The following is a 17214-nucleotide window of genomic DNA, read 5'->3' on the forward strand; positions in this document are numbered from 1 at the left end:
TATATCTTACACGATCTACTTTAAACTGAATCGTGCGCGATGTAAATATATATGCTCACACGAAAAAAGACTTTATTCACCGTCCTGGCGAATAAAGTCTTTTGGGAAAGATCGTTTTCTAATAAATAAAAGGAATCAAGCGTGCACGCTTTTTCATCCATTGCTGATAATCCGGTCCGAACTTCTCAATCAGCAGCTGCTCTTCGTAGTTTATTCGCTTCAGCAAAGCCCATACCATTGCCAGGCCGCCAAGAACGGTCGCCATCGCACTGGTGAAAAACAAGGCCATCCCGAGAGTAATGAACAACAACCCGGTGTAAAGCGGGTGGCGAAGTTTTCGGTAAGGTCCGGTGCTGACGATTTCATCGCCTTCCCGAACAGTTACGTAACGTGTGAATTGTGATTTCAAATGGACGATTCCCCAAAAACGCAGAAAAACCCCTGAAGCCAGCAAAATAACTCCCACTGCTTGACTGATCCTAGCTATCGTCTCGAACGCCATCAATTCCTGCAAAACCGCCGCGATAAGAATGGTCGCGATCAAAACTGCAAAGATGGTGAAGAATGTCCGTTTTTCCAATGGGTCGCCTTGGCCGATGCCGCGATTTCGGAAAATCAGAAATTCACTGAGCCAAAACAAGCTTATTGCTGTAAAAATCCATTCAATCATCGTCATAAAAGAGGCCTCAACTTCCTGTTCTTTTCCTTCCAATATATAGAACATTTCGAAACAATACAATTTCTACCCCTTGCCAAATAAACTTGGACGACTAGCGTGAAACCAGAAAAGAGCGCTTTGCCCACCTGGCAAAGCACTCCTTCACTACATTTTATCTATATCTCTTCTTTAAAAAGGTGAAAACTATAGCTGCAGGGCGTCTTTACATCAAATTCCCCCGCTTAGCTTCCCATTTAATCTTCAATGGAAGAGATTTCGACCAGCATCGCAGTGAATGCGATAAAAACAACCATTAACGAGAGCACCATTGTGAACATTATCCTTCAACTCCTACCACGTTTTGAATCCTTCTGAACCTGGTGGTGCATGGTGGATCATCTGGCTAATTGGAATCGCATAGGCGATGACAATGAGTGCCAGTGCAAGCCCGATCCAAATCCACCAGTTTTCAAGCCATTTCGGGGTACGGGACATGTCGCTTTCCGCCAGCGGGAAATCAACGATGTCTTTCGGTTCAACCGCTTTAGGCGAAAGGAACATCGTCATGACGACGATATAAATCAGAATCATTGCCGAAACGAACAAGATGCTGCCGCCGATGGCCATCGTCACATGGTTGGTCAGAATTCCGTCAAACCATTCCAATGCAGCAGGGTGATCGTTGTAGCCGGAATAAGCGGTTCTTCTTGGCGCTCCGAGAAGGCCCAGCAGATGCTGCGCTGTTGACATCAGCAGCATGCCGAACGACCAAGTGATGATTTGGACAAGCCCAAGCACTTTCATGGATTTGGTGAATTTTCTGCCTGTCAAATATGGAATCAGCCAGAACGTCAAGCCCATGAACGTCATCGCCACCGGAGTGCCGACCGTGATGTGAAAATGCCCGACAATCCATAAGGTATTGTGGACCACTTCATTCAATTGGAAACTTGCGTTAATGATTCCTCCAGCTCCACCGGGGATAAAGAACGCCATGGCAATGAAAATAGAGGTAAAGCGGATATCTTTCCAAGGCAATTTTGTAAACCAGCCAAACAAGCCTTTCCCGCCATTTTTGCGTCCGGCAATTTCAAATGTCGCGAACATCGAGAACGCCGTCATCAAGGAAGGTACGATGACCATAAACGTCAAGACCACCTGCAGGAATTTCCAGAAGTTCGAAATCCCCGGTTCTGTCAGCTGGTGATGGAAACCGACAGGAATGGAAAACAGGATGAAAAGAACAAAAGACAGACGTGCCAATGAATCACTGAATACTTTTACACCCAGGATTTTTGGTACGATGACGTACCAGGCCATGTATGCCGGCAGCAGCCAGAAATACACCAATGGGTGGCCAAAAAACCAGAACAAGGTGCGGCTGAGTTCTACATCAATGGTATCGGTCCAGCCGAATGCCCAAGGGATGTATTGGAAAAGGACCGTTGCCACGACGCCCAGACATGCAATGATCCACATGATGATGGTCGTGATGGTCATGAAAGCGAAAAGTGGGCTCAACTGCCCTTTATTATTTTTCCGCCATACTCTGTAATGTCCGACCAGCGCAAAACTGCTGATCCACGTACCGATAATCACCAAAGCAAGACCTACATAGTAAAAGCCACTTGCCTTCAGCGGTGCATAAAAGGTGTACAGCACTGAAGCTTCTCCGGCCACGATCATCGCTGTTGCCATAACTGTTCCAAGCAAGGTTACCCAAAAGCCGATCCACGAAAACAAACGGACTTTCGGACCGAAACTTCCAAGGCTCTTGCTCATACCGGTAATAAAGAAGCCGAAAATAAAAAATGTCGTAAATACAAGTGCGAGTAAAACGCCGTGTGCAGTCAGAATTTGGTAATAGTCCAGCCAAGCCGGTAATTGAAGCGCATCATTGCGGATAAAAACTTGCAGCAGCCCACATAAGGTGCCGATTAAAAAGGCGGTATACGCCACGCCGATATTCCATAAAGCAATTTTTCGATCTTGCACAGCAATCATTGTTCATACACCTCTATCTCTGTATACATCATATGGTGGCCCGTTCCACAATATTCATTGCAAAGAATCAAATATGTGCCCGGTTCTTCAAACGTGTAGGATTTTGTCGTGATCCGGCCTGGAACGACCATCATATTGACTTTTGTATTATCGATCGTCAGACTGTGGACTACATCGGTACTGGTTACTTTAAAAATAATTTCTTTTCCAACCGGAACTTTCAATTCCGGTGCCTGATATCCGAATGCCATAGCCACAATCGTCGCCTGGTATGTATCGTCGTCCAATTGCGTGACTCCCGGATTATCAAAAGGTGCCGTTTCACTTACTTTTTTGGGATCGATTGTTTCCATTCCTCCTGCAGGGGTATGGTCCTGTGAAAATGCGCTTACCCCAACAACGCTTAAAAATACAATCAGCGATGCAATACCGAACACCAGCCAAATTTTTTCATATTTATGAAGATGCATTTTAGTCTTCTCCTCTCATTCCGCCTTAACGGGCTACATACAATAAATAAACGGCGACCCACATGACAATAATGATCAGCCCCACTACAAAAACACTGACTAATGTACCTTTCAGATTGGTCTCCGGCTCCCGGTTCTCTTGACCCATTTCCTCTCACCTCTTACGCGTTTTGTTCTTACTTTCAGCCTATTCTATCGGCCTCTCCCGCACTGTGACATTTCTCACACTCAAGGTCTTTTTTTAATGAAATGACAAATTTTAGACAAAAAAAGAACCTGCCCCATGGGCAAGTTCTCCTGTTAATCGATTTTGCATAAATAAATTGGACAGTCTTCACAATTGGTTTCTTCTTTTAAATGCTGAATGTCATGAAGCAGTATTTTTCCTTCACTCAATGTCAGAACGCCGCGTTTTTTCAACTCAGCCAGCATCCGGTTCACCACTTCCCGTGTCATTCCACAGAAATTAGCAAGATCCTGATTGGTCAATACGAGATCAATCAACACACCATTCTCTTTTTTCACCCCATAGCTATTGGAAAGCCTGATCAAGGTTGAATACAGTGCCCCTTTTTTGCCATGAAGCATTAAATCACGGAATTTCGTCTGGGTTTTCTGCTGATCGATTCCCATCCATTTCATAAAAGCGACAGACAATCGGGCATTCGTCAACAAGGCCTCTTCCAAATCATCAATTGAAATATGGAGGCATACTGCATCTTCGACCGCACGTGCGTCCAGCATGTATTTGGGCCTATCAGAAAAAAGGGTCACTTCTCCAACAAGCTGCCCTGGACCACAAATTTTCAACGTAAGTTCACGGCCATTCGGCGTCACTTTTTCAATTTGGATTTTACCGGACCGGATGATGTAAACACCGCCGATGGCATCACCTTCACGAAACAAATAATTGTCTTTCTTTAATTCCTTAACTTGATGGCGTACAGACAATAACTCTTTCATATCCATCAATGCCTCTGCGTTTCCGGTACCCGTTTTCAAAGTGCAACCGCCTTCCCGTTATACAATCATTCCTATTAAAATGATTTTACCATGAATTTCTTTTTAAAAAGGTACAAATTCATCATTCCGACACTTGTTGCCAAAAGAATATATCAAATAAGAAGGAACTTTATTCTCCGGTAGAGAAGTTCCTAGTATAGAGATTGAGGAGGAATGCTAAATGACTTTAAAATATTCCAACATACTGGTAGCGGTAGACGGTTCCAAAGAATCAGAATTAGCTTTTAAAAAAGGGGCGGCCGCAGCGGTCCGCAACAATGCTACTTTGCACTTGGCACATATCATCGACAACCGGTCGTTCGGTTCAATTGAAGCCTATGACCGCACAATTGCTGATCGCACGATGAAAAATTCTGAGGAATTGCTCGCCAAGTACAAGCAAGAAGCAGAAGCAGCAGGTGTTGAAAATGTAAACGTCATTATTGAATACGGCGTCCCTAAAGTTGCCATCCCTAAAGAGTTGGCTCCTAAATTGAATGTCGATGTCATCATTTGTGGCGCTACTGGTCTGAACGCAGCTGAACGCTTTATCATGGGCAGTGTCTCCGAACGAATTGTCCGCACAGCAAAATGCGACGTATTGGTTGTCCGCAGAGACCAAGAAGACTTATTTACCGAAAACTAAACAGCAACCTTTCCCTAAAAAACAATAAGGGAAAGGTTTTTTTATGTTCTTTTTTCCTACTTTACCTTCCGCTACTTCCTTCCTCCAGTAAATCCACTACCAAAAAAAGCAAATAATCACCAAAGCTTTATCGTCTTCAATTAATATTTCACCAAATGTCATATTTATATTAAAAATCATTGTTTTGGCGCCCTTTATCAGACACTTTGTCATTTTAGCAGTCAAAATGATAAGAAACTGTAATAATAAAGACGTTTATGTGGTGTTACAATGGGTCTGCTGGATTTTTCATTTGGCTACTGCCAAGAAAAATCAATCGACTCATAATAATTTTTCAGGATAATTATAAATAGCCACGGAAATCGAAAGGAGCACAAGAGTTTGAAACCATTAGCTAAATGTCTGATGATCGCATTATCGGCTTTACTGGCGCTAACCATGTTTTTGCCAACTGCAAGCGCTGATAAACTAAGTGATTTAGAGAAAAAGCAACAAGAAATTCAACAGAAACAAAGTGAATTGAACTCCGGGATTCAACAGAAAACCAACGAAATCTCCCAAAACCAATCCACACTCGAAAAAATCATCGCAAAAATCCGCGAGTTAGATAACCAAATCATCGAAACACAAACCAAAATCGACGTTGCTCAAGCAGAAATCGATCAAACAAAAATCGAAATCGATGAATTGAGAAAGTCTATTGAAGAATTGGAAAGAAAAATTGCAGAACGTGAAGAGCTTTTGAAAGAACGCGCACGTGCTATTCAGTTGAGCGGAGGTTCAGTTGATTACATAGATGTACTTCTTGGAGCAAACAGCTTTGTAGATTTCATTGACCGTTTTTCAGCAGTCAACATCTTAATCGAAGCGGATCGCGAAATCATGCGTGAGCAAGCAGCCGATAAAAAACTTTTAGCTGAACAAAAAGCGGAAGTGGAAACGAAACTAGCTGAACAGGAAGCCAAAAAGGCCGAATTGGTCAACTTGAAAAATTCACTTGATGCACAGAAAAACGAACAGGCTCAGCTTGAGAAAGATTTGAAAGCAGAGCAGGCACGCTTAGCTAACGAAAAATCATCGCTGCAAGCAGAACATGCGAAAACGATGAACATCAATGCAGACCTCGAGAAGAAAATTGGCGCAGAACAAGCACGTCTTGCGGAAATTGCCAGAAAAGCAGAGCAGGAACGATTGGCTAAAGAAGCCGCAGCACGCAAAGCGGAAGCTCAACGCCAGGCAGCAGCGTCTGCATCAGCACCTGCTTCAACTGTTACACAAGCTTCGGTATCTTCAAAAGCCGGCAGCTCAACATTTATCCTTCCTTCAACAGGACGCTTCACTTCTGGATTCGGTGGCCGTGACATCGGTGCCGGAGCAGAATCACACCTTGGAATGGATATCGCGAACTCACCTGGAACACCAATTGTTGCCGCAGCGAGCGGTATGGTGTCCTACGCCGGCAATATGGGCGGATACGGAAACGTGGTCATCCTGACACATTCCATCAACGGCCAGACACACGCTACCGTTTATGGCCACATGAGCTCGATCAATGTATCTGTTGGACAATCAGTTGGACAAGGCCAGCAAGTGGGCGGCATGGGTAACACAGGCCGTTCTACAGGCACACACCTTCACTTTGAAATTCACGTAGGACCTTGGAATGGCGCACGTTCAAATGCGGTCAATCCTGCTCCTTACGTTCGATAACATGTTAAAAAACCGGCTTCTCTCAGGAGATGCCGGTTTTTTCTTTCAATTTTCTTTATCGGATAGCCTAAGCATTTTGGATGGATGTTTTAATCGAACAATTTTTCTTAATGATCGATTTGTATACTGCCGTTCTCCATAATTTGGATCGGTTGATAGCTATTTTTAAACTCAATTCCTATGTATCCAGTAGAATTCAATTCTGATATCCCTTTTATATAGGCCTCTTCGTCTGTAATTAACCGATAGAAGAAACACAATCCATCACTGGTATCCGAAGACTCTTCAAATACAAACTTCTCTCCATATTTTTCTTCAAAATAAGTTATCGCTTCTTCATGAGTAGTAAATAGCGGAAATTCGTTTTCTTCCTGTTTGCTGATTTTATGCATTTTTCTCCTCCTAAAATTCAAGGTTACTTTACTGTAAGTTTTACTTTAACTGCATCTTTTCATTACGCTAATAAGTTCTATATAAGTTGAACTAATGATTTGTAGGAGCCGATATTCCGTAAAACAGCTACGCTTTCGGGCCCACAGGATGTGGGTCATGCAGCCGGCGCGACAGGACGTCGCGGTGCCGCCTGCCAGCGGGCTCGCGCCCAATCCTCCTCGTCCGCTGCGCTCCCTGCGGTGTATCGGTCGTCTCGCTAAGCCGCAGGAAAGACAGTAGCCGAAGCTTGCGAGGCTACGTCTTTGCGACGAAGCAGCGAAGCGATGCAGGAGCAGTACGCTCTTCTTCGCTGTTTTACTCCATATCTTTAGAGTTTTTTCTCAGAGTCGAAGTGGTATATAAAATGTTATTTCTTTAGTTCAACTTATATAAATTTAAAGAATTTATCATTCAATCAAGCATATGTATAGATATAATCATACCGATTGGCAGTCGCCACTCGCCGAACGCATCTTCATAGGTGATGGTCCACTGCTCTTGGTCCAGCTTTTGAATTATGCAACGGTGATAGTGGAAATGACGGTCCTGCCAGGATTGGATAAATATCGTGCACTGCCGTTCGCAGGCTACTATCAACATATCAATGATGGCTCCTTGTTCATCGGCGCTGAGCATCGGCTGCGGATCATTAATGGAATCCCACGCATGTTCCGACACGAAAAGGCCATCCCACCTTGTTTGTCTTCTTTCATTTGTTTTGCCGGTAATGTTTCTTTGCTCCATACCCTACACTCCCTTTAAATAAGAACATTTGTTCTTATTATACCCATTTAAAAGAGGAATTGCTCTATTTCAGAGAAGTTTTTTTATTTTGAAGAAGAACTGCAAAAAAAGAGAAGAAGTTTTTCAACCTCCTCTTTTTCAATATGTTGGCAGCTTTTTACTTTACATCGTCTATCGTTAATTCCTGCTCTGGCGTAAAGCTGGTGTAGTCATAAATTTCTTCGCCCTCAACAACGTGGTGATATCCTACTTCAGCTAGATAATAATCGATGGATTCACTGTTCAATTGCTTTTGTATTTCCCGACTCTGCTGCAGCATTTGCTCTTTAGACAAATTCCCTTTTTCAATTTCCAGCATAATCAAAATTGGTTTGGGTGTTTTCGTTTGGGGTGTCCATTCTTCTGCTTGTTTGTCGTAAACCTCTACGTCTGTGGCCACATCGCCGACTTCTGGAACTTTTTTCTGAAGAAGCGCCAGAATGTATTGCTCTGCCTCGGTATTTAATTTTTTCGAAGCTTCTTTGTCGACCTTGGAGAAGTGGATGGTGTCGCCCAGAATTCCGTATGGTTCAATAGCAGAGACATCGTATTCATAAGCCGTTTCCACTCCTATCGCTTCCGTTTCCATTACGGTAAAACGAAAAGTAGCATCGGTCCATCCATAATCTGCCGACCGCTTGATCTTGTAGTCCATGTCCGGATACGTTTGGTCTAAAAACGTTTCCAAGCTCTCTTGCGCTCTGTTTTTTTCGAATGGATTCCCGCTCATTTGTATATAAGCGAACACGACAGCAGCAATTAATAAAATTGCGATCGTACCGTATATTATTTTCTTTTTCATATTAGTTTTCCTCCATTATTTTCAGAATACAGAAACCGATGACAATGCCGATTATGGTAAATACAAGATAGATGGTTAGTGAAAACAGTGCTAATTGAAGTGCTTCCCAAAAACTTTCCGCATAGAACTCACCAAGCAGATCCGTCATGTACAACAGGCAATTCCAGATGAAGTTGGGCACACCTGCAAGAAGAACAGCAATAAGGACCGACCGGTAAAAGAGATACGTGACCAGCCCCAAGATAGTGTAGGTCAGAATAAAACCCGCATTGTCATTCATAATGGTTGTACCCATCGCGAACATAAAGGCAATCGCCACAAAGAAAATCTGAATTGTGGTCAGCCGTAACGTTATTTTACGGATCATCTTTTTCGAAGGCTCTCCCGGTTCTACTTTGGCGGGCAACGGAATTTGTGATTGTTCCGCAAGAAGACGGCACTCTTTGCAGCTTTTCAAATGTTCTTCGATAAATTGTTTGGTCTCTACCTGCAATAACTCTTCTTCGTATAAAGGCAGAAGATCTTGCACAATTGCACATTCATTCTTCATAACGTCACCTCCAGCAGTTTTTGAATTTTTAATTTCAAACGGTGAAATGTTACACGCGCATAATTTTCTGATTTGCCGATTAAGACGCCGATATCTGCAAAACTCAGCTCTCCATATATCCGAAGCAACACGATTTCTCTTGAAGCATCATCCAGTTTCGAAATGTGGTGCAACAGTAGTTTTGTGTCTTCATTGATTTCTACCAACTCTTCTAGCGAATGAATTTCAGCCTCTGGAATCTCTGCGAGTTTTTGCATTAAGCTTTGCTGATACATGTTTTTTCGATAATATTTTTTCAGTAAGTTATTCGCAATCGAGAAGATCCACGTGGACAGTGTAGAATGGTTATTAAAAGACGCTATACTTTTACACGCTTCATAAAAGGTATCGTGGCAAAGGTCTTGAGCCGTCGCCTGATTGCCTGTCTTCGCATAGAAAAACGCATAGATTTTTGGGTGAAGTTTTTCGTATTCTTCATTAAGCTTATTCATCACTGCCCTCGCTTTCTTGCTGTTCTTAGTATTAATACCGCCACCATCTATTTCGTTACAAAATCCTTTAATAAATTTTCTTTCCCCTATCATTCCATAGATTTTCCCCACCTATCGTTTCGGAAATATTTCGTTAATCCAAATTGAAGCTAGCAAAAGAATGCTTTAAACGACAAAAAGGACTTCAGTCCAGCACTGAAGTTCTCCGTATAAACAAAAAGAAGAGAGAATGTAATCAATCTACATCCCCTCCCCTCTATCCATGTCTGGTAGTTTTTATGCAAAATCCCTTTTATACTGGACAGCCAGGTAGATACCGCCAGCTAAAAATGCCAACGAATATTTGAACAGGAAAAAGATTGTCCACATATACTCTTTCGGAAAGATGACGTCACACAAAATGATGGCCAACAGCATCCAGTAGCAGCTCTTTAAAGACAATAGATTTGTCCGTTCATCGCTTTCCCCCATCTTCTTATAAGACACATAAAGAAGAATCAGACTGCCCATGAGCAGTAAAAATCCAATCCCGATGAGAATATTCCAATTCCCAGTAGATTGTTCAGCCCAAGTCCTAAAAGGATCGAAAATAGCGTGATGGATATTCGCGATAAAATTATTCATTTTGACCATCTCCTTTTACATAAGTAAATACATCGTTTACATCAACCTTAAAAAAGTCGGCAATTCGGAAAGCTAACAGCAAGGTTGGAACATAATTCCCTTTTTCCATAACAAAGATGGTTTGTTTGGAAACTCCCACTTTTTCCGCTAATTCTTGCTGAGACATTCTGGCAAGCACCCGATATTCATAAACCTTATTGGATATCGAGTCCCCAAAATCTTTCTTCATGATCATCACCTCTTAAAAATTATAATAAATCAATTCTTTATTAAAGTAAAGTAAACTTATACTTAATAAAATAATATTTTTATTTCCAGCTATTGCTACATAAGAATCCGTATATGGTTCTGCAATAAATACACATGAAAAACCCGGCATCTTTTTCAAGATGCCGGGTTTATTCTTCTTTCTATTCTTTTCCTCCGTACAATTGTTGGAGTTCTTCTTCTTTCATTGTAAAGCGGTGTTCTTCTGCAGGAAAAGCGCCGGTTTTTACTTCGTCGACGTACTGGGTCAGGCCGTCTTTCATCAAGTCCCCGGTTTCCGCGTAAGAACGCACGAATTTCGGCAAATGATGGGTTCCGTACTTCAGGACGTCGTGATAAACCAAGACTTGTCCGTCTGTTTCGCTGCCGGCTCCAATGCCGATTACCGGTATCATCAATGCTGCGGTTACTTTTTGCGCCAATTGGTAAGGGATGCATTCGAGAACGAGCATGCAGGCTCCTGCCGCTTCACATGCCCGCGCATCATCGATCAGCTTTTGCGCGGCGTCTGCTGTTTTCCCCTGTACTTTATAGCCGCCCAGCACCCCTGCTGTCTGTGGAAGCAGACCGAGGTGCGCGACAACCGGAATGCCGGTCCGTGTCAGCAATTTCACTACCTCCACGACTTCATCCGCACCTTCAAGCTTTACCGCTTCCGCTCCGGTTTCCTGGAAAATACGGACCGCGTTATCCAGTGTGCGTTCCAGGCTGCCATGAAACGAAGCGAAAGGCATATCCACCACCAAAAAAGTATCGGGTGCACCGCGACGGGCTGCTTTGCCGTGATGAATCATGTCATCGACCGTCACTTTCACAGTGGAATCGTATCCCAGGACGACCATTCCAAGAGAATCGCCGACCAGAATCGCATCCACGTCAGCCTGCTCGGCAAGCTTCGCTGACGGATAATCATAAGCGGTGAGCATGGCGATTTTTTCATTTTGTACTTTCATTTTAATGAGTGAGGCTGTATTCTTCATTTTTTTCTCTCCTTTTGGGAGGAAAACCGAAATAAAGCCCATCCATTCCAAAACTGGACAGACGGGCAGAATAAGTATCAGTGGTTTTCTCCGTCCCTGTCGATGTAAGATCAAGGCAGAACTATGCAATTGTTGAGTGTCTTTATACGGGTGCAGTTCAACAACGATACCGCCCTTATTGCCACTATAGCAGAAGCTTGGATGTTGGAACATGGTTTATGTACGAAGTTGCGGTCAATTCCACACAAACGGATCTATTCCATAGCTGCTCTTACTTTTTCTTGAATCATGACAACCTGAGGCTCCATGTCCACTGAACCATAGGCAGAATCAATGCATTCATTCCAGAACTCCATGTGTTTTTTGTCCACTTCGTGGCTGGAGTTCTCCAGTTCGGTTCCGCCTTCTCCCTGCACCGAGTACCAGTATAAATAGGCTTCACCGTCCCGTTCTTCTTTGAAGATGGTTTCGACGAACATCTTTTCATCATCAAGTGTCAGCAGCACATGGCCCATATGATCATTCAAAAAAGCCATCCATTGTTCGACTGCTTCCATTTTTCCTTGTTTGACTTTGAATCGCGAAAGCTCTGCGGTCAGTTTCATTTAGATTACGTCCTTTGCTGTTTTTTTGAAATAACCCAGAGTGGCGTTATCGTTTAACTGATTGGTGACACCAGTTGCCAGGTAACCCAATTTTTCATAGAACCGGCAATTCCCTTCCTCCTCTAAAATTGTGGCCAGTTCCCAAGTTTCCGCTTCCGCATGCAGAAGTTCCACCTGTTCCATCGCTTTCTGTGCAATGCCAAGCCCTTGATAAAGAGGGTCCACAAACAACGGGCTGACCCAAAACCGGCGTTCTTCCTCCCATTTGATCCGAATTGCTCCGACCATGTATTCCTTCGCGACAATCTTATAGTAAATTGAAGCAGGATCACTGATTCTGCCGAGTACCCGTTCCAGTGTTTCGTTCACTGGATTGGTGTCATGATCCTGATACTGCTCCAACAGCGGCAGAAAAGCCGCTTTTTGCATGGCCAGAATAGCGGGAGCATCCAAGGCAGTCGCTTTTTCCAATTTGATTTTCATGAGGGCACCCCATTGGTTAAAAAAGAAAAAAGCTGTGGCACTCTTTTTTGGAAAGAACGATAATGGTGTCCTTGACCCGCAAATACCTTGAATTTTGCTGCAGGCATATTTCTTTTGATGGCTTCATAAATGGCCTGATTTGAAGCAAGGAATTCATTGCTCAAGAAGGTTCCCATGCCTCCTTCATTTGTTCCGCAGTCCATGTACAGACTGCGGATCTCGGATAGGTCTGCCGTCTTCAGCAACTCCTCCATTTTTTCCTGATTTGCGTAAAATGCGCCGGACAATATAATCAAGTCTTTAAAAATCGAAGAGTATCGGCAAGCAGCATATAAACTAATCAGGCCACCCATTGATATTCCCGCTATTGCTGTGTGATTCTTATTCGTTCTGTATGTTCTATCGATATAAGTCTTCAGCTCTTCGACAATAAAGTCAATATAGGTTGCTCCATTTCCTCCAAAAGAAGGAGCTTCCACTTCTAAAAACCGTTTGCTGTATGCCCCGTTCTCCCACGGACAATACTCATTTTTTCGTTCATCACTGTTTTGGTCAATGGCTACCACAATGACATCCAACTCTTGTTCATCTAAATACTTTTCAAGCTCCAGCGATACTCCTCCAATGGCTCTATCGTCCTGAAAGACATTCTGGCCATCATGCATGTAAAGCACAGGGTACTTTTTATTGCTGGATGGATAGTTTTGTGGCAGATAGACCCGAATCACGCGGTCTTGTTTAAAAGCTTTCATCGTCATCGGAAAGATATCCAGCATTTCTATTCTCCTTTATGTTTCGTAGATCCCAAATACTCCACTGCCAACGCTTCTTCCCCGTCCGTATTCACCCGATAAGCTTTAGCAGCCGGTCTCGAACTAACAATCCGCTTGATGTCTTGTCCAATATAGTGGATGGCCGCTCCATCATCCGCCGCAATCCCTGCTTGCAGGATTCCTTGAGTGATGAACCGCCGGTATGCCGGCCTTCTATCGGCTTCTCCGTCATAATGCGGGCAATGGCTGCCTTTCAGAAAACCCAATGCCTGGAGCGGTTCGAGTGTATCTCCATAGGAGTCCGTAACACCTTCTTCGTACCAGCAGATCGAGCCGGCACTGAGGCCAGCTAAGACGATTCCCTGCTCCCAGGCTTTTCTTAACATTTTGTCCAATCCCCATTCTTTCCAGAGCACCAACAGGTTTTTGGTATTGCCGCCGCCTACATAAATGATGTCCTGGTCCAGTACATACTGTTCCAAATCCCGTGTCGGCGGTTTAAACAAAGACAGGTGGCTTGGCACGCAGTTCTGCTGGTTGAAAAAATCATAGAACTTTCCGATATAGCTGTCTGCATCTCCGCTCGCTGTCGGAATAAAGCAGATTTTTGGGCAGGGTTTATTGGCTTGCTTCAATATGTATCGGTCAAGTAATGGATTATCAGGTTCCATCGAGAACCCTCCACCGCCCATAGCAATAATTTGACGCATATTTCTCACCTTTCTTTGCTTCTTTTTCTCTTTATTCTTCAAATTGGAAGGTTTATCCTTCTATGCTATAGTAATAAGAAAAAAAATCAGCCATCGGGGGATTCTTATGCTTGTACAGGAAGTCGCGGTAGAAAAAATCACAGCCAGTTTGATACAAAGCCCTCATGTTCGAGCTGTTTTCCTAAAAGGCTCCATGGGCAGAAATGAACACGACGAACATTCAGATATTGATTTGTATTGCCTTGTCGAAAAAGAGCAGGAAGAAGCTTTCCTGGCTGAGCGCCTCGCGCATCTTCAAGCATACCGGCCGGTGCTTTTTCAGGATGACATTCTCATCATTGCTCCGCAGCTTATAGCGGTCTTTGATAATTTGCTGCACATCGACCTGTTTACGGTGACAGCGGAATCATTTACGGCAAAAGATTTCTTTAGAGTCGTTTATGACCCTGAAAACCTGCTGGAACAATTCACAGAATCGCAGAGTCTGGAAATCACTCCAGCCGAGTATAAAGATCATGTCATTGATGTCGCGTGGTTTTTATTTCAGTACCGAAAAGCGGGTGCCAGAGGAAACGGGGTGTGGGCAGTGAAGATGCTGTCGCATGTGCTGGAACATTTGGCGCGGGTCTTATTGTACCGATACGCCCCAGAACGGACGCAATTAGGCTTGAAAGCAGTGAGCCGTTCATTGCCGGCAGCTGTCTTTTCAGAAATCGAACAGATTTCCAGTAAGATGACCCCGGCAGATCATGCACAAGCCGCTTCGCAGATCCGACAGCTGTTGAGACAAGAATACCTTTGGATGGAAGAACAAGTAAAAGATAAAGAACAGATTATGCCACTGATGAAAAAAATGATCGAAATCGAGTGAACCTACGCGAAAAGCGCCTAATGCGGCGCTTCTCTTTTTATTATTCAGGATTTCTTGTTCACTTTTTCGCTTCAATCAGCAGCACCATGTAACCGATATCGTCTTTAAAATCCCAATCGGTAAAGGCCTCGGTTATTTTCCTGTTTAGCAGCTGCTCCAACGAGGAATTATAGATGAGTTTTGCTTCCAGTGGGCGCTTGGCCAATTTCAATTGTTCCGTGAAGTTATTCCTGATCAATTCCTTTTCAATCTCAATCAAAATTCCTTCTCTTCGGATCAATACCGTCCGCTCATTCAGCCAAACGACTTCTGTCTTATCCGGTTCTTTTTGAGCTTTCTTGCTGGCATCCGCCACTTCTTGATAAAAAGCTTTTTTGTCGATATCTTTCGGCCATTCCTGCGCTTTTTCTTCAGCTTCTCCATTCAACACCAGAATCAATAACCCGGTTTTATTTTCCAAATTCCAATCCGCATGAATTTCTTTGATTTCCAGTTCCGCTGACTTCAGCAAATCCAGCTTAATTTGTTCTTTCAAATCTCTCATAAGCAAATCCCTGATTTCTTGTACTCTGACCGATTCTTTTTGGCTCATCAGTACTTTTTCAGTCGGAGCCAGGAATTCACGCAAATGAATGATAATGAATGGTTCACGGATTGCCACGAATACGGAGGCCGGGCCTTTCCCGAAATGCGCCCGGAATAATCCTGATATGTAACCGCTTACTTCCGCTTCAGTCGTTTTTTCTTTCTTCATAACGGCCTCTCTCCTTTAGGTGGGATGGAGCATGTTGCAGATGCTACTCCCCTATCCTCGGGCATTAAACCCTCTACAGCCGTTCAAAAAAGAGGCCGAAACTGATTCCCCTTTAGGGAAGGACAAAAAAACTGAGCAGCAGGATTGCCACAATACCTGCTTCCGATAATTGCCTGATCCATATATTATCGCTTTTAGCGTATTTCCATTCCATAAAAGCGCGGCTGACCAGACTGATGAAGAAAAAGAGAAAGAGGTAATACACCCAATTGATGGATCCCATTAATTGATTCCCCAACGTGAATGCCCCGACTAGGAAAGCAATCATCAAGAATGCTTCAACCAATGCATGAATCCGGTTCAAGGGCCAATACAGCCATTCCCTGCGCTCTGTAATGTCCCAGCGTTTTCTTACATAACGCCTTATAAAAAAGTTGACGACAATATAACTCACGCATAATAGGAGCGCTTCAACAATCAAGCTTTTCCCTCCCTCCTTGAAATTCTCTGTTCATCCTTCAGCTTTTTTCGTCCATCCATTCCGTCCTGAGAATGGAAAAAATAAAAGCGTCATGGGATTGGTTTCGCTGATGCAAATAGCCGCGGAGCCGCCCTTCCAACGTAAAGCTGAGCTTTTCCAACAGCTGGTTTGATGACAGGTTTTCCGGAAAGGTCACTGCCCCGATCCGGTACAGATTGAGTTCTGCAAAAGCATAGCTTAATACGCCACGAATCGCTTCTTGCGTGAACCCCTGGCGCCAATAATCCGGATGCAATTCATAGCCGATTTCCGCTTTTTTGGAGCCCAGATACAAATTGTTCAAACCAATTGTTCCGATAAAATCGCCAGTCTCCTTCAGACGGATTGCCCAACGCATTCCTCTTTTTAAATTGAAACTGGTTTGGAAGGAACGAATCATTTCAACAGCCTCTTCGGAGTGGACCAGACTATCCATGCCGCAATAAATTGTTACTTCATCGCGCGACATGATATCAAAAAACCGTCCGGCATCGTATTCCTCAATCCTGTTTAACAACAGCCTTTCCGTTTCCAGTTGCGGGAAGTCCATTTTGTCCCTCCTTTTCAATTGCGTAGACACAGACGTTTTGTCCGGACAGGATAACTTCTTTCTCTACTGTCATGCCGATATGCTGTGCCACTTTGTGTGAAGCGGTGTTCCCCGGTTGAATCAGAGAAATGAGGCGTTTTTCTCCTAACTGATGCAGCCCATAGTCGCGCAAAGCCTCTGCCGCTTCTTTGGCGTAACCCTGGCCCCAAAATTCCTTGGCTACCCAATAGCCAACCTCCAATTCATCAATTCCTTCGATGGTCTGAGCCACCAGTCCAGCATGGCCAATTCGCTTGCCGTCTTCTTTCCGGACCAGCAGCATTAAGCCACTTTGAGGATTTTCTTTATAGGAACGATAAATCCAATAAAGGAATTCGAGAGCTTCGCTTTTATTTCGCGTCTGCCCTTTGCCGATATAACGGATCATTTCTGGATCGGCCAACAACGACCATAAAAATTGAAAATCTTCGTCTGTATAATTTCGGAACTGGAGCCTATTCGATTGAATGTGCATAGAACCACCCTTCTC

Annotated in this window: 24 protein-coding genes; 3 read left to right on the forward strand and 21 right to left on the reverse strand. The window is 43.7% G+C overall.

The window, feature by feature from the left end:
* Nucleotides 1-118: 118 nt before the first annotated feature.
* The 5 genes from IRE19_RS10090 to IRE19_RS10110 form a co-directional block, all read right to left on the reverse strand.
* Nucleotides 119-739, reverse strand: coding sequence for a methyltransferase family protein (locus IRE19_RS10090; protein ID WP_238943162.1), 621 nt, complete (start codon nucleotides 737-739; stop codon nucleotides 119-121).
* Between the two features lie 270 nt (nucleotides 740-1009).
* Nucleotides 1010-2662, reverse strand: a complete 1653-nt coding sequence (locus IRE19_RS10095) for a b(o/a)3-type cytochrome-c oxidase subunit 1 (RefSeq protein ID WP_191714659.1) — start codon at nucleotides 2660-2662, stop codon at nucleotides 1010-1012.
* Nucleotides 2659-3132, reverse strand: coding sequence for a cytochrome c oxidase subunit II (locus tag IRE19_RS10100; protein ID WP_191714658.1), 474 nt, complete (start codon nucleotides 3130-3132; stop codon nucleotides 2659-2661). The genes IRE19_RS10095 and IRE19_RS10100 overlap by 4 nt, the downstream gene beginning before the upstream one ends.
* Nucleotides 3133-3157: 25 nt before the next feature.
* Nucleotides 3158-3280: a cytochrome C oxidase subunit II gene (locus IRE19_RS10105; RefSeq protein WP_191714657.1), complete on the reverse strand. Its 123-nt coding sequence runs from the start codon at nucleotides 3278-3280 to the stop codon at nucleotides 3158-3160.
* A gap of 152 nt (nucleotides 3281-3432) precedes the next feature.
* Complete coding sequence (locus IRE19_RS10110) at nucleotides 3433-4101, reverse strand: Crp/Fnr family transcriptional regulator (RefSeq protein WP_203340408.1); 669 nt, start codon at nucleotides 4099-4101, stop codon at nucleotides 3433-3435.
* 214 nt (nucleotides 4102-4315) lie between these two features.
* Here IRE19_RS10110 and IRE19_RS10115 point away from each other — a divergent pair, with 214 nt between their 5' ends.
* Together IRE19_RS10115 and IRE19_RS10120 are read left to right on the forward strand one after the other, a co-directional pair.
* A complete protein-coding gene (locus tag IRE19_RS10115; RefSeq protein ID WP_203340286.1) occupies nucleotides 4316-4780 on the forward strand; it encodes a universal stress protein in 465 nt (154 codons plus the stop codon).
* 405 nt (nucleotides 4781-5185) lie between these two features.
* Nucleotides 5186-6490, forward strand: coding sequence for a murein hydrolase activator EnvC family protein (locus IRE19_RS10120; RefSeq protein WP_404825529.1), 1305 nt, complete (start codon nucleotides 5186-5188; stop codon nucleotides 6488-6490).
* Between the two features lie 107 nt (nucleotides 6491-6597).
* On the opposite strand, the gene IRE19_RS10125 is transcribed toward IRE19_RS10120, so the two are convergent.
* The 12 genes from IRE19_RS10125 to IRE19_RS10180 form a co-directional block, all read right to left on the reverse strand.
* On the reverse strand, nucleotides 6598-6882 hold the full coding sequence (locus tag IRE19_RS10125) for a hypothetical protein (RefSeq protein ID WP_203340287.1): 285 nt from the start codon (nucleotides 6880-6882) through the stop codon (nucleotides 6598-6600).
* Between the two features lie 451 nt (nucleotides 6883-7333).
* Entirely contained in the window at nucleotides 7334-7666 is a 333-nt protein-coding gene (locus IRE19_RS10130) for a YolD-like family protein (protein WP_203340288.1), read from the reverse strand.
* A gap of 157 nt (nucleotides 7667-7823) precedes the next feature.
* A complete protein-coding gene (locus IRE19_RS10135) occupies nucleotides 7824-8507 on the reverse strand; it encodes a YfjL-like protein (protein ID WP_203340289.1) in 684 nt (227 codons plus the stop codon).
* A 1-nt stretch (nucleotide 8508) separates the two neighbouring features.
* A complete protein-coding gene (locus tag IRE19_RS10140) occupies nucleotides 8509-9057 on the reverse strand; it encodes a zf-HC2 domain-containing protein (protein WP_203340290.1) in 549 nt (182 codons plus the stop codon).
* Complete coding sequence (locus IRE19_RS10145; protein ID WP_238943163.1) at nucleotides 9054-9641, reverse strand: RNA polymerase sigma factor; 588 nt, start codon at nucleotides 9639-9641, stop codon at nucleotides 9054-9056. Before IRE19_RS10145 ends, IRE19_RS10140 begins: the two co-directional genes overlap by 4 nt.
* A gap of 183 nt (nucleotides 9642-9824) precedes the next feature.
* Complete coding sequence (locus IRE19_RS10150) at nucleotides 9825-10172, reverse strand: DUF2178 domain-containing protein (protein ID WP_203340291.1); 348 nt, start codon at nucleotides 10170-10172, stop codon at nucleotides 9825-9827.
* A complete protein-coding gene (locus tag IRE19_RS10155; protein ID WP_203340292.1) occupies nucleotides 10165-10401 on the reverse strand; it encodes a helix-turn-helix transcriptional regulator in 237 nt (78 codons plus the stop codon). Before IRE19_RS10155 ends, IRE19_RS10150 begins: the two co-directional genes overlap by 8 nt.
* Nucleotides 10402-10582: 181 nt before the next feature.
* Nucleotides 10583-11419, reverse strand: coding sequence for a 3-methyl-2-oxobutanoate hydroxymethyltransferase (gene panB, locus IRE19_RS10160; protein WP_203340293.1), 837 nt, complete (start codon nucleotides 11417-11419; stop codon nucleotides 10583-10585).
* A gap of 254 nt (nucleotides 11420-11673) precedes the next feature.
* The gene (locus IRE19_RS10165) at nucleotides 11674-12018 is read right to left on the reverse strand and encodes a DUF6176 family protein (RefSeq protein ID WP_203340410.1); all 345 of its coding nucleotides are present in this window, start codon (nucleotides 12016-12018) and stop codon (nucleotides 11674-11676) included.
* Between the two features lie 6 nt (nucleotides 12019-12024).
* Complete coding sequence (locus tag IRE19_RS10170; protein WP_203340294.1) at nucleotides 12025-12507, reverse strand: GNAT family N-acetyltransferase; 483 nt, start codon at nucleotides 12505-12507, stop codon at nucleotides 12025-12027.
* The gene (locus IRE19_RS10175; protein ID WP_203340295.1) at nucleotides 12504-13283 is read right to left on the reverse strand and encodes an alpha/beta hydrolase; all 780 of its coding nucleotides are present in this window, start codon (nucleotides 13281-13283) and stop codon (nucleotides 12504-12506) included. The genes IRE19_RS10170 and IRE19_RS10175 overlap by 4 nt, the downstream gene beginning before the upstream one ends.
* 2 nt (nucleotides 13284-13285) lie before the next feature.
* Complete coding sequence (locus tag IRE19_RS10180) at nucleotides 13286-13990, reverse strand: Type 1 glutamine amidotransferase-like domain-containing protein (RefSeq protein ID WP_203340296.1); 705 nt, start codon at nucleotides 13988-13990, stop codon at nucleotides 13286-13288.
* Between the two features lie 106 nt (nucleotides 13991-14096).
* Here IRE19_RS10180 and IRE19_RS10185 point away from each other — a divergent pair, with 106 nt between their 5' ends.
* Nucleotides 14097-14861, forward strand: coding sequence for a nucleotidyltransferase domain-containing protein (locus IRE19_RS10185; protein WP_203340297.1), 765 nt, complete (start codon nucleotides 14097-14099; stop codon nucleotides 14859-14861).
* A gap of 58 nt (nucleotides 14862-14919) precedes the next feature.
* On the opposite strand, the gene IRE19_RS10190 is transcribed toward IRE19_RS10185, so the two are convergent.
* The 4 genes from IRE19_RS10190 to IRE19_RS10205 all read right to left on the reverse strand — a co-directional run bounded on the left by IRE19_RS10190 (nucleotide 14920) and on the right by IRE19_RS10205 (nucleotide 17199).
* Entirely contained in the window at nucleotides 14920-15615 is a 696-nt protein-coding gene (locus IRE19_RS10190; protein ID WP_203340298.1) for a Na-translocating system protein MpsC family protein, read from the reverse strand.
* A 112-nt stretch (nucleotides 15616-15727) separates the two neighbouring features.
* The gene (locus IRE19_RS10195; RefSeq protein ID WP_203340299.1) at nucleotides 15728-16096 is read right to left on the reverse strand and encodes a DUF4181 domain-containing protein; all 369 of its coding nucleotides are present in this window, start codon (nucleotides 16094-16096) and stop codon (nucleotides 15728-15730) included.
* 37 nt (nucleotides 16097-16133) lie between these two features.
* Entirely contained in the window at nucleotides 16134-16685 is a 552-nt protein-coding gene (locus IRE19_RS10200) for a GNAT family N-acetyltransferase (RefSeq protein WP_203340300.1), read from the reverse strand.
* Entirely contained in the window at nucleotides 16636-17199 is a 564-nt protein-coding gene (locus IRE19_RS10205) for a GNAT family N-acetyltransferase (protein ID WP_203340301.1), read from the reverse strand. Before IRE19_RS10205 ends, IRE19_RS10200 begins: the two co-directional genes overlap by 50 nt.
* Between the last annotated feature and the right edge of the window lie 15 nt (nucleotides 17200-17214).

The organism is Planococcus beijingensis, from assembly GCF_016820615.1.
GTDB lineage: Bacteria > Bacillota > Bacilli > Bacillales_A > Planococcaceae > Planococcus > Planococcus notacanthi.

What these genes read in the sequence shown, in the direction of transcription:
- panB (WP_203340293.1), bottom strand. Translation starts at nt 11,419, where the DNA reads ATGAAGAATACAGCCTCACTCATTAAAATGAAAGTACAAAATGAAAAA.
- IRE19_RS10110 (WP_203340408.1), bottom strand. Translation starts at nt 4,101, where the DNA reads ATGGATATGAAAGAGTTATTGTCTGTACGCCATCAAGTTAAGGAATTA.
- IRE19_RS10140 (WP_203340290.1), bottom strand. Translation starts at nt 9,057, where the DNA reads ATGAAGAATGAATGTGCAATTGTGCAAGATCTTCTGCCTTTATACGAA.
- IRE19_RS10125 (WP_203340287.1), bottom strand. Translation starts at nt 6,882, where the DNA reads ATGCATAAAATCAGCAAACAGGAAGAAAACGAATTTCCGCTATTTACT.
- IRE19_RS10155 (WP_203340292.1), bottom strand. Translation starts at nt 10,401, where the DNA reads ATGAAGAAAGATTTTGGGGACTCGATATCCAATAAGGTTTATGAATAT.
- IRE19_RS10150 (WP_203340291.1), bottom strand. Translation starts at nt 10,172, where the DNA reads ATGAATAATTTTATCGCGAATATCCATCACGCTATTTTCGATCCTTTT.
- IRE19_RS10175 (WP_203340295.1), bottom strand. Translation starts at nt 13,283, where the DNA reads ATGCTGGATATCTTTCCGATGACGATGAAAGCTTTTAAACAAGACCGC.
- IRE19_RS10205 (WP_203340301.1), bottom strand. Translation starts at nt 17,199, where the DNA reads ATGCACATTCAATCGAATAGGCTCCAGTTCCGAAATTATACAGACGAA.
- IRE19_RS10200 (WP_203340300.1), bottom strand. Translation starts at nt 16,685, where the DNA reads ATGGACTTCCCGCAACTGGAAACGGAAAGGCTGTTGTTAAACAGGATT.
- IRE19_RS10190 (WP_203340298.1), bottom strand. Translation starts at nt 15,615, where the DNA reads ATGAAGAAAGAAAAAACGACTGAAGCGGAAGTAAGCGGTTACATATCA.
- IRE19_RS10185 (WP_203340297.1), top strand. Translation starts at nt 14,097, where the DNA reads ATGCTTGTACAGGAAGTCGCGGTAGAAAAAATCACAGCCAGTTTGATA.
- IRE19_RS10180 (WP_203340296.1), bottom strand. Translation starts at nt 13,990, where the DNA reads ATGCGTCAAATTATTGCTATGGGCGGTGGAGGGTTCTCGATGGAACCT.
- IRE19_RS10145 (WP_238943163.1), bottom strand. Translation starts at nt 9,641, where the DNA reads ATGATAGGGGAAAGAAAATTTATTAAAGGATTTTGTAACGAAATAGAT.
- IRE19_RS10100 (WP_191714658.1), bottom strand. Translation starts at nt 3,132, where the DNA reads ATGCATCTTCATAAATATGAAAAAATTTGGCTGGTGTTCGGTATTGCA.
- IRE19_RS10095 (WP_191714659.1), bottom strand. Translation starts at nt 2,662, where the DNA reads ATGATTGCTGTGCAAGATCGAAAAATTGCTTTATGGAATATCGGCGTG.
- IRE19_RS10135 (WP_203340289.1), bottom strand. Translation starts at nt 8,507, where the DNA reads ATGAAAAAGAAAATAATATACGGTACGATCGCAATTTTATTAATTGCT.
- IRE19_RS10115 (WP_203340286.1), top strand. Translation starts at nt 4,316, where the DNA reads ATGACTTTAAAATATTCCAACATACTGGTAGCGGTAGACGGTTCCAAA.
- IRE19_RS10170 (WP_203340294.1), bottom strand. Translation starts at nt 12,507, where the DNA reads ATGAAAATCAAATTGGAAAAAGCGACTGCCTTGGATGCTCCCGCTATT.
- IRE19_RS10105 (WP_191714657.1), bottom strand. Translation starts at nt 3,280, where the DNA reads ATGGGTCAAGAGAACCGGGAGCCGGAGACCAATCTGAAAGGTACATTA.
- IRE19_RS10120 (WP_404825529.1), top strand. Translation starts at nt 5,186, where the DNA reads ATGATCGCATTATCGGCTTTACTGGCGCTAACCATGTTTTTGCCAACT.
- IRE19_RS10130 (WP_203340288.1), bottom strand. Translation starts at nt 7,666, where the DNA reads ATGGAGCAAAGAAACATTACCGGCAAAACAAATGAAAGAAGACAAACA.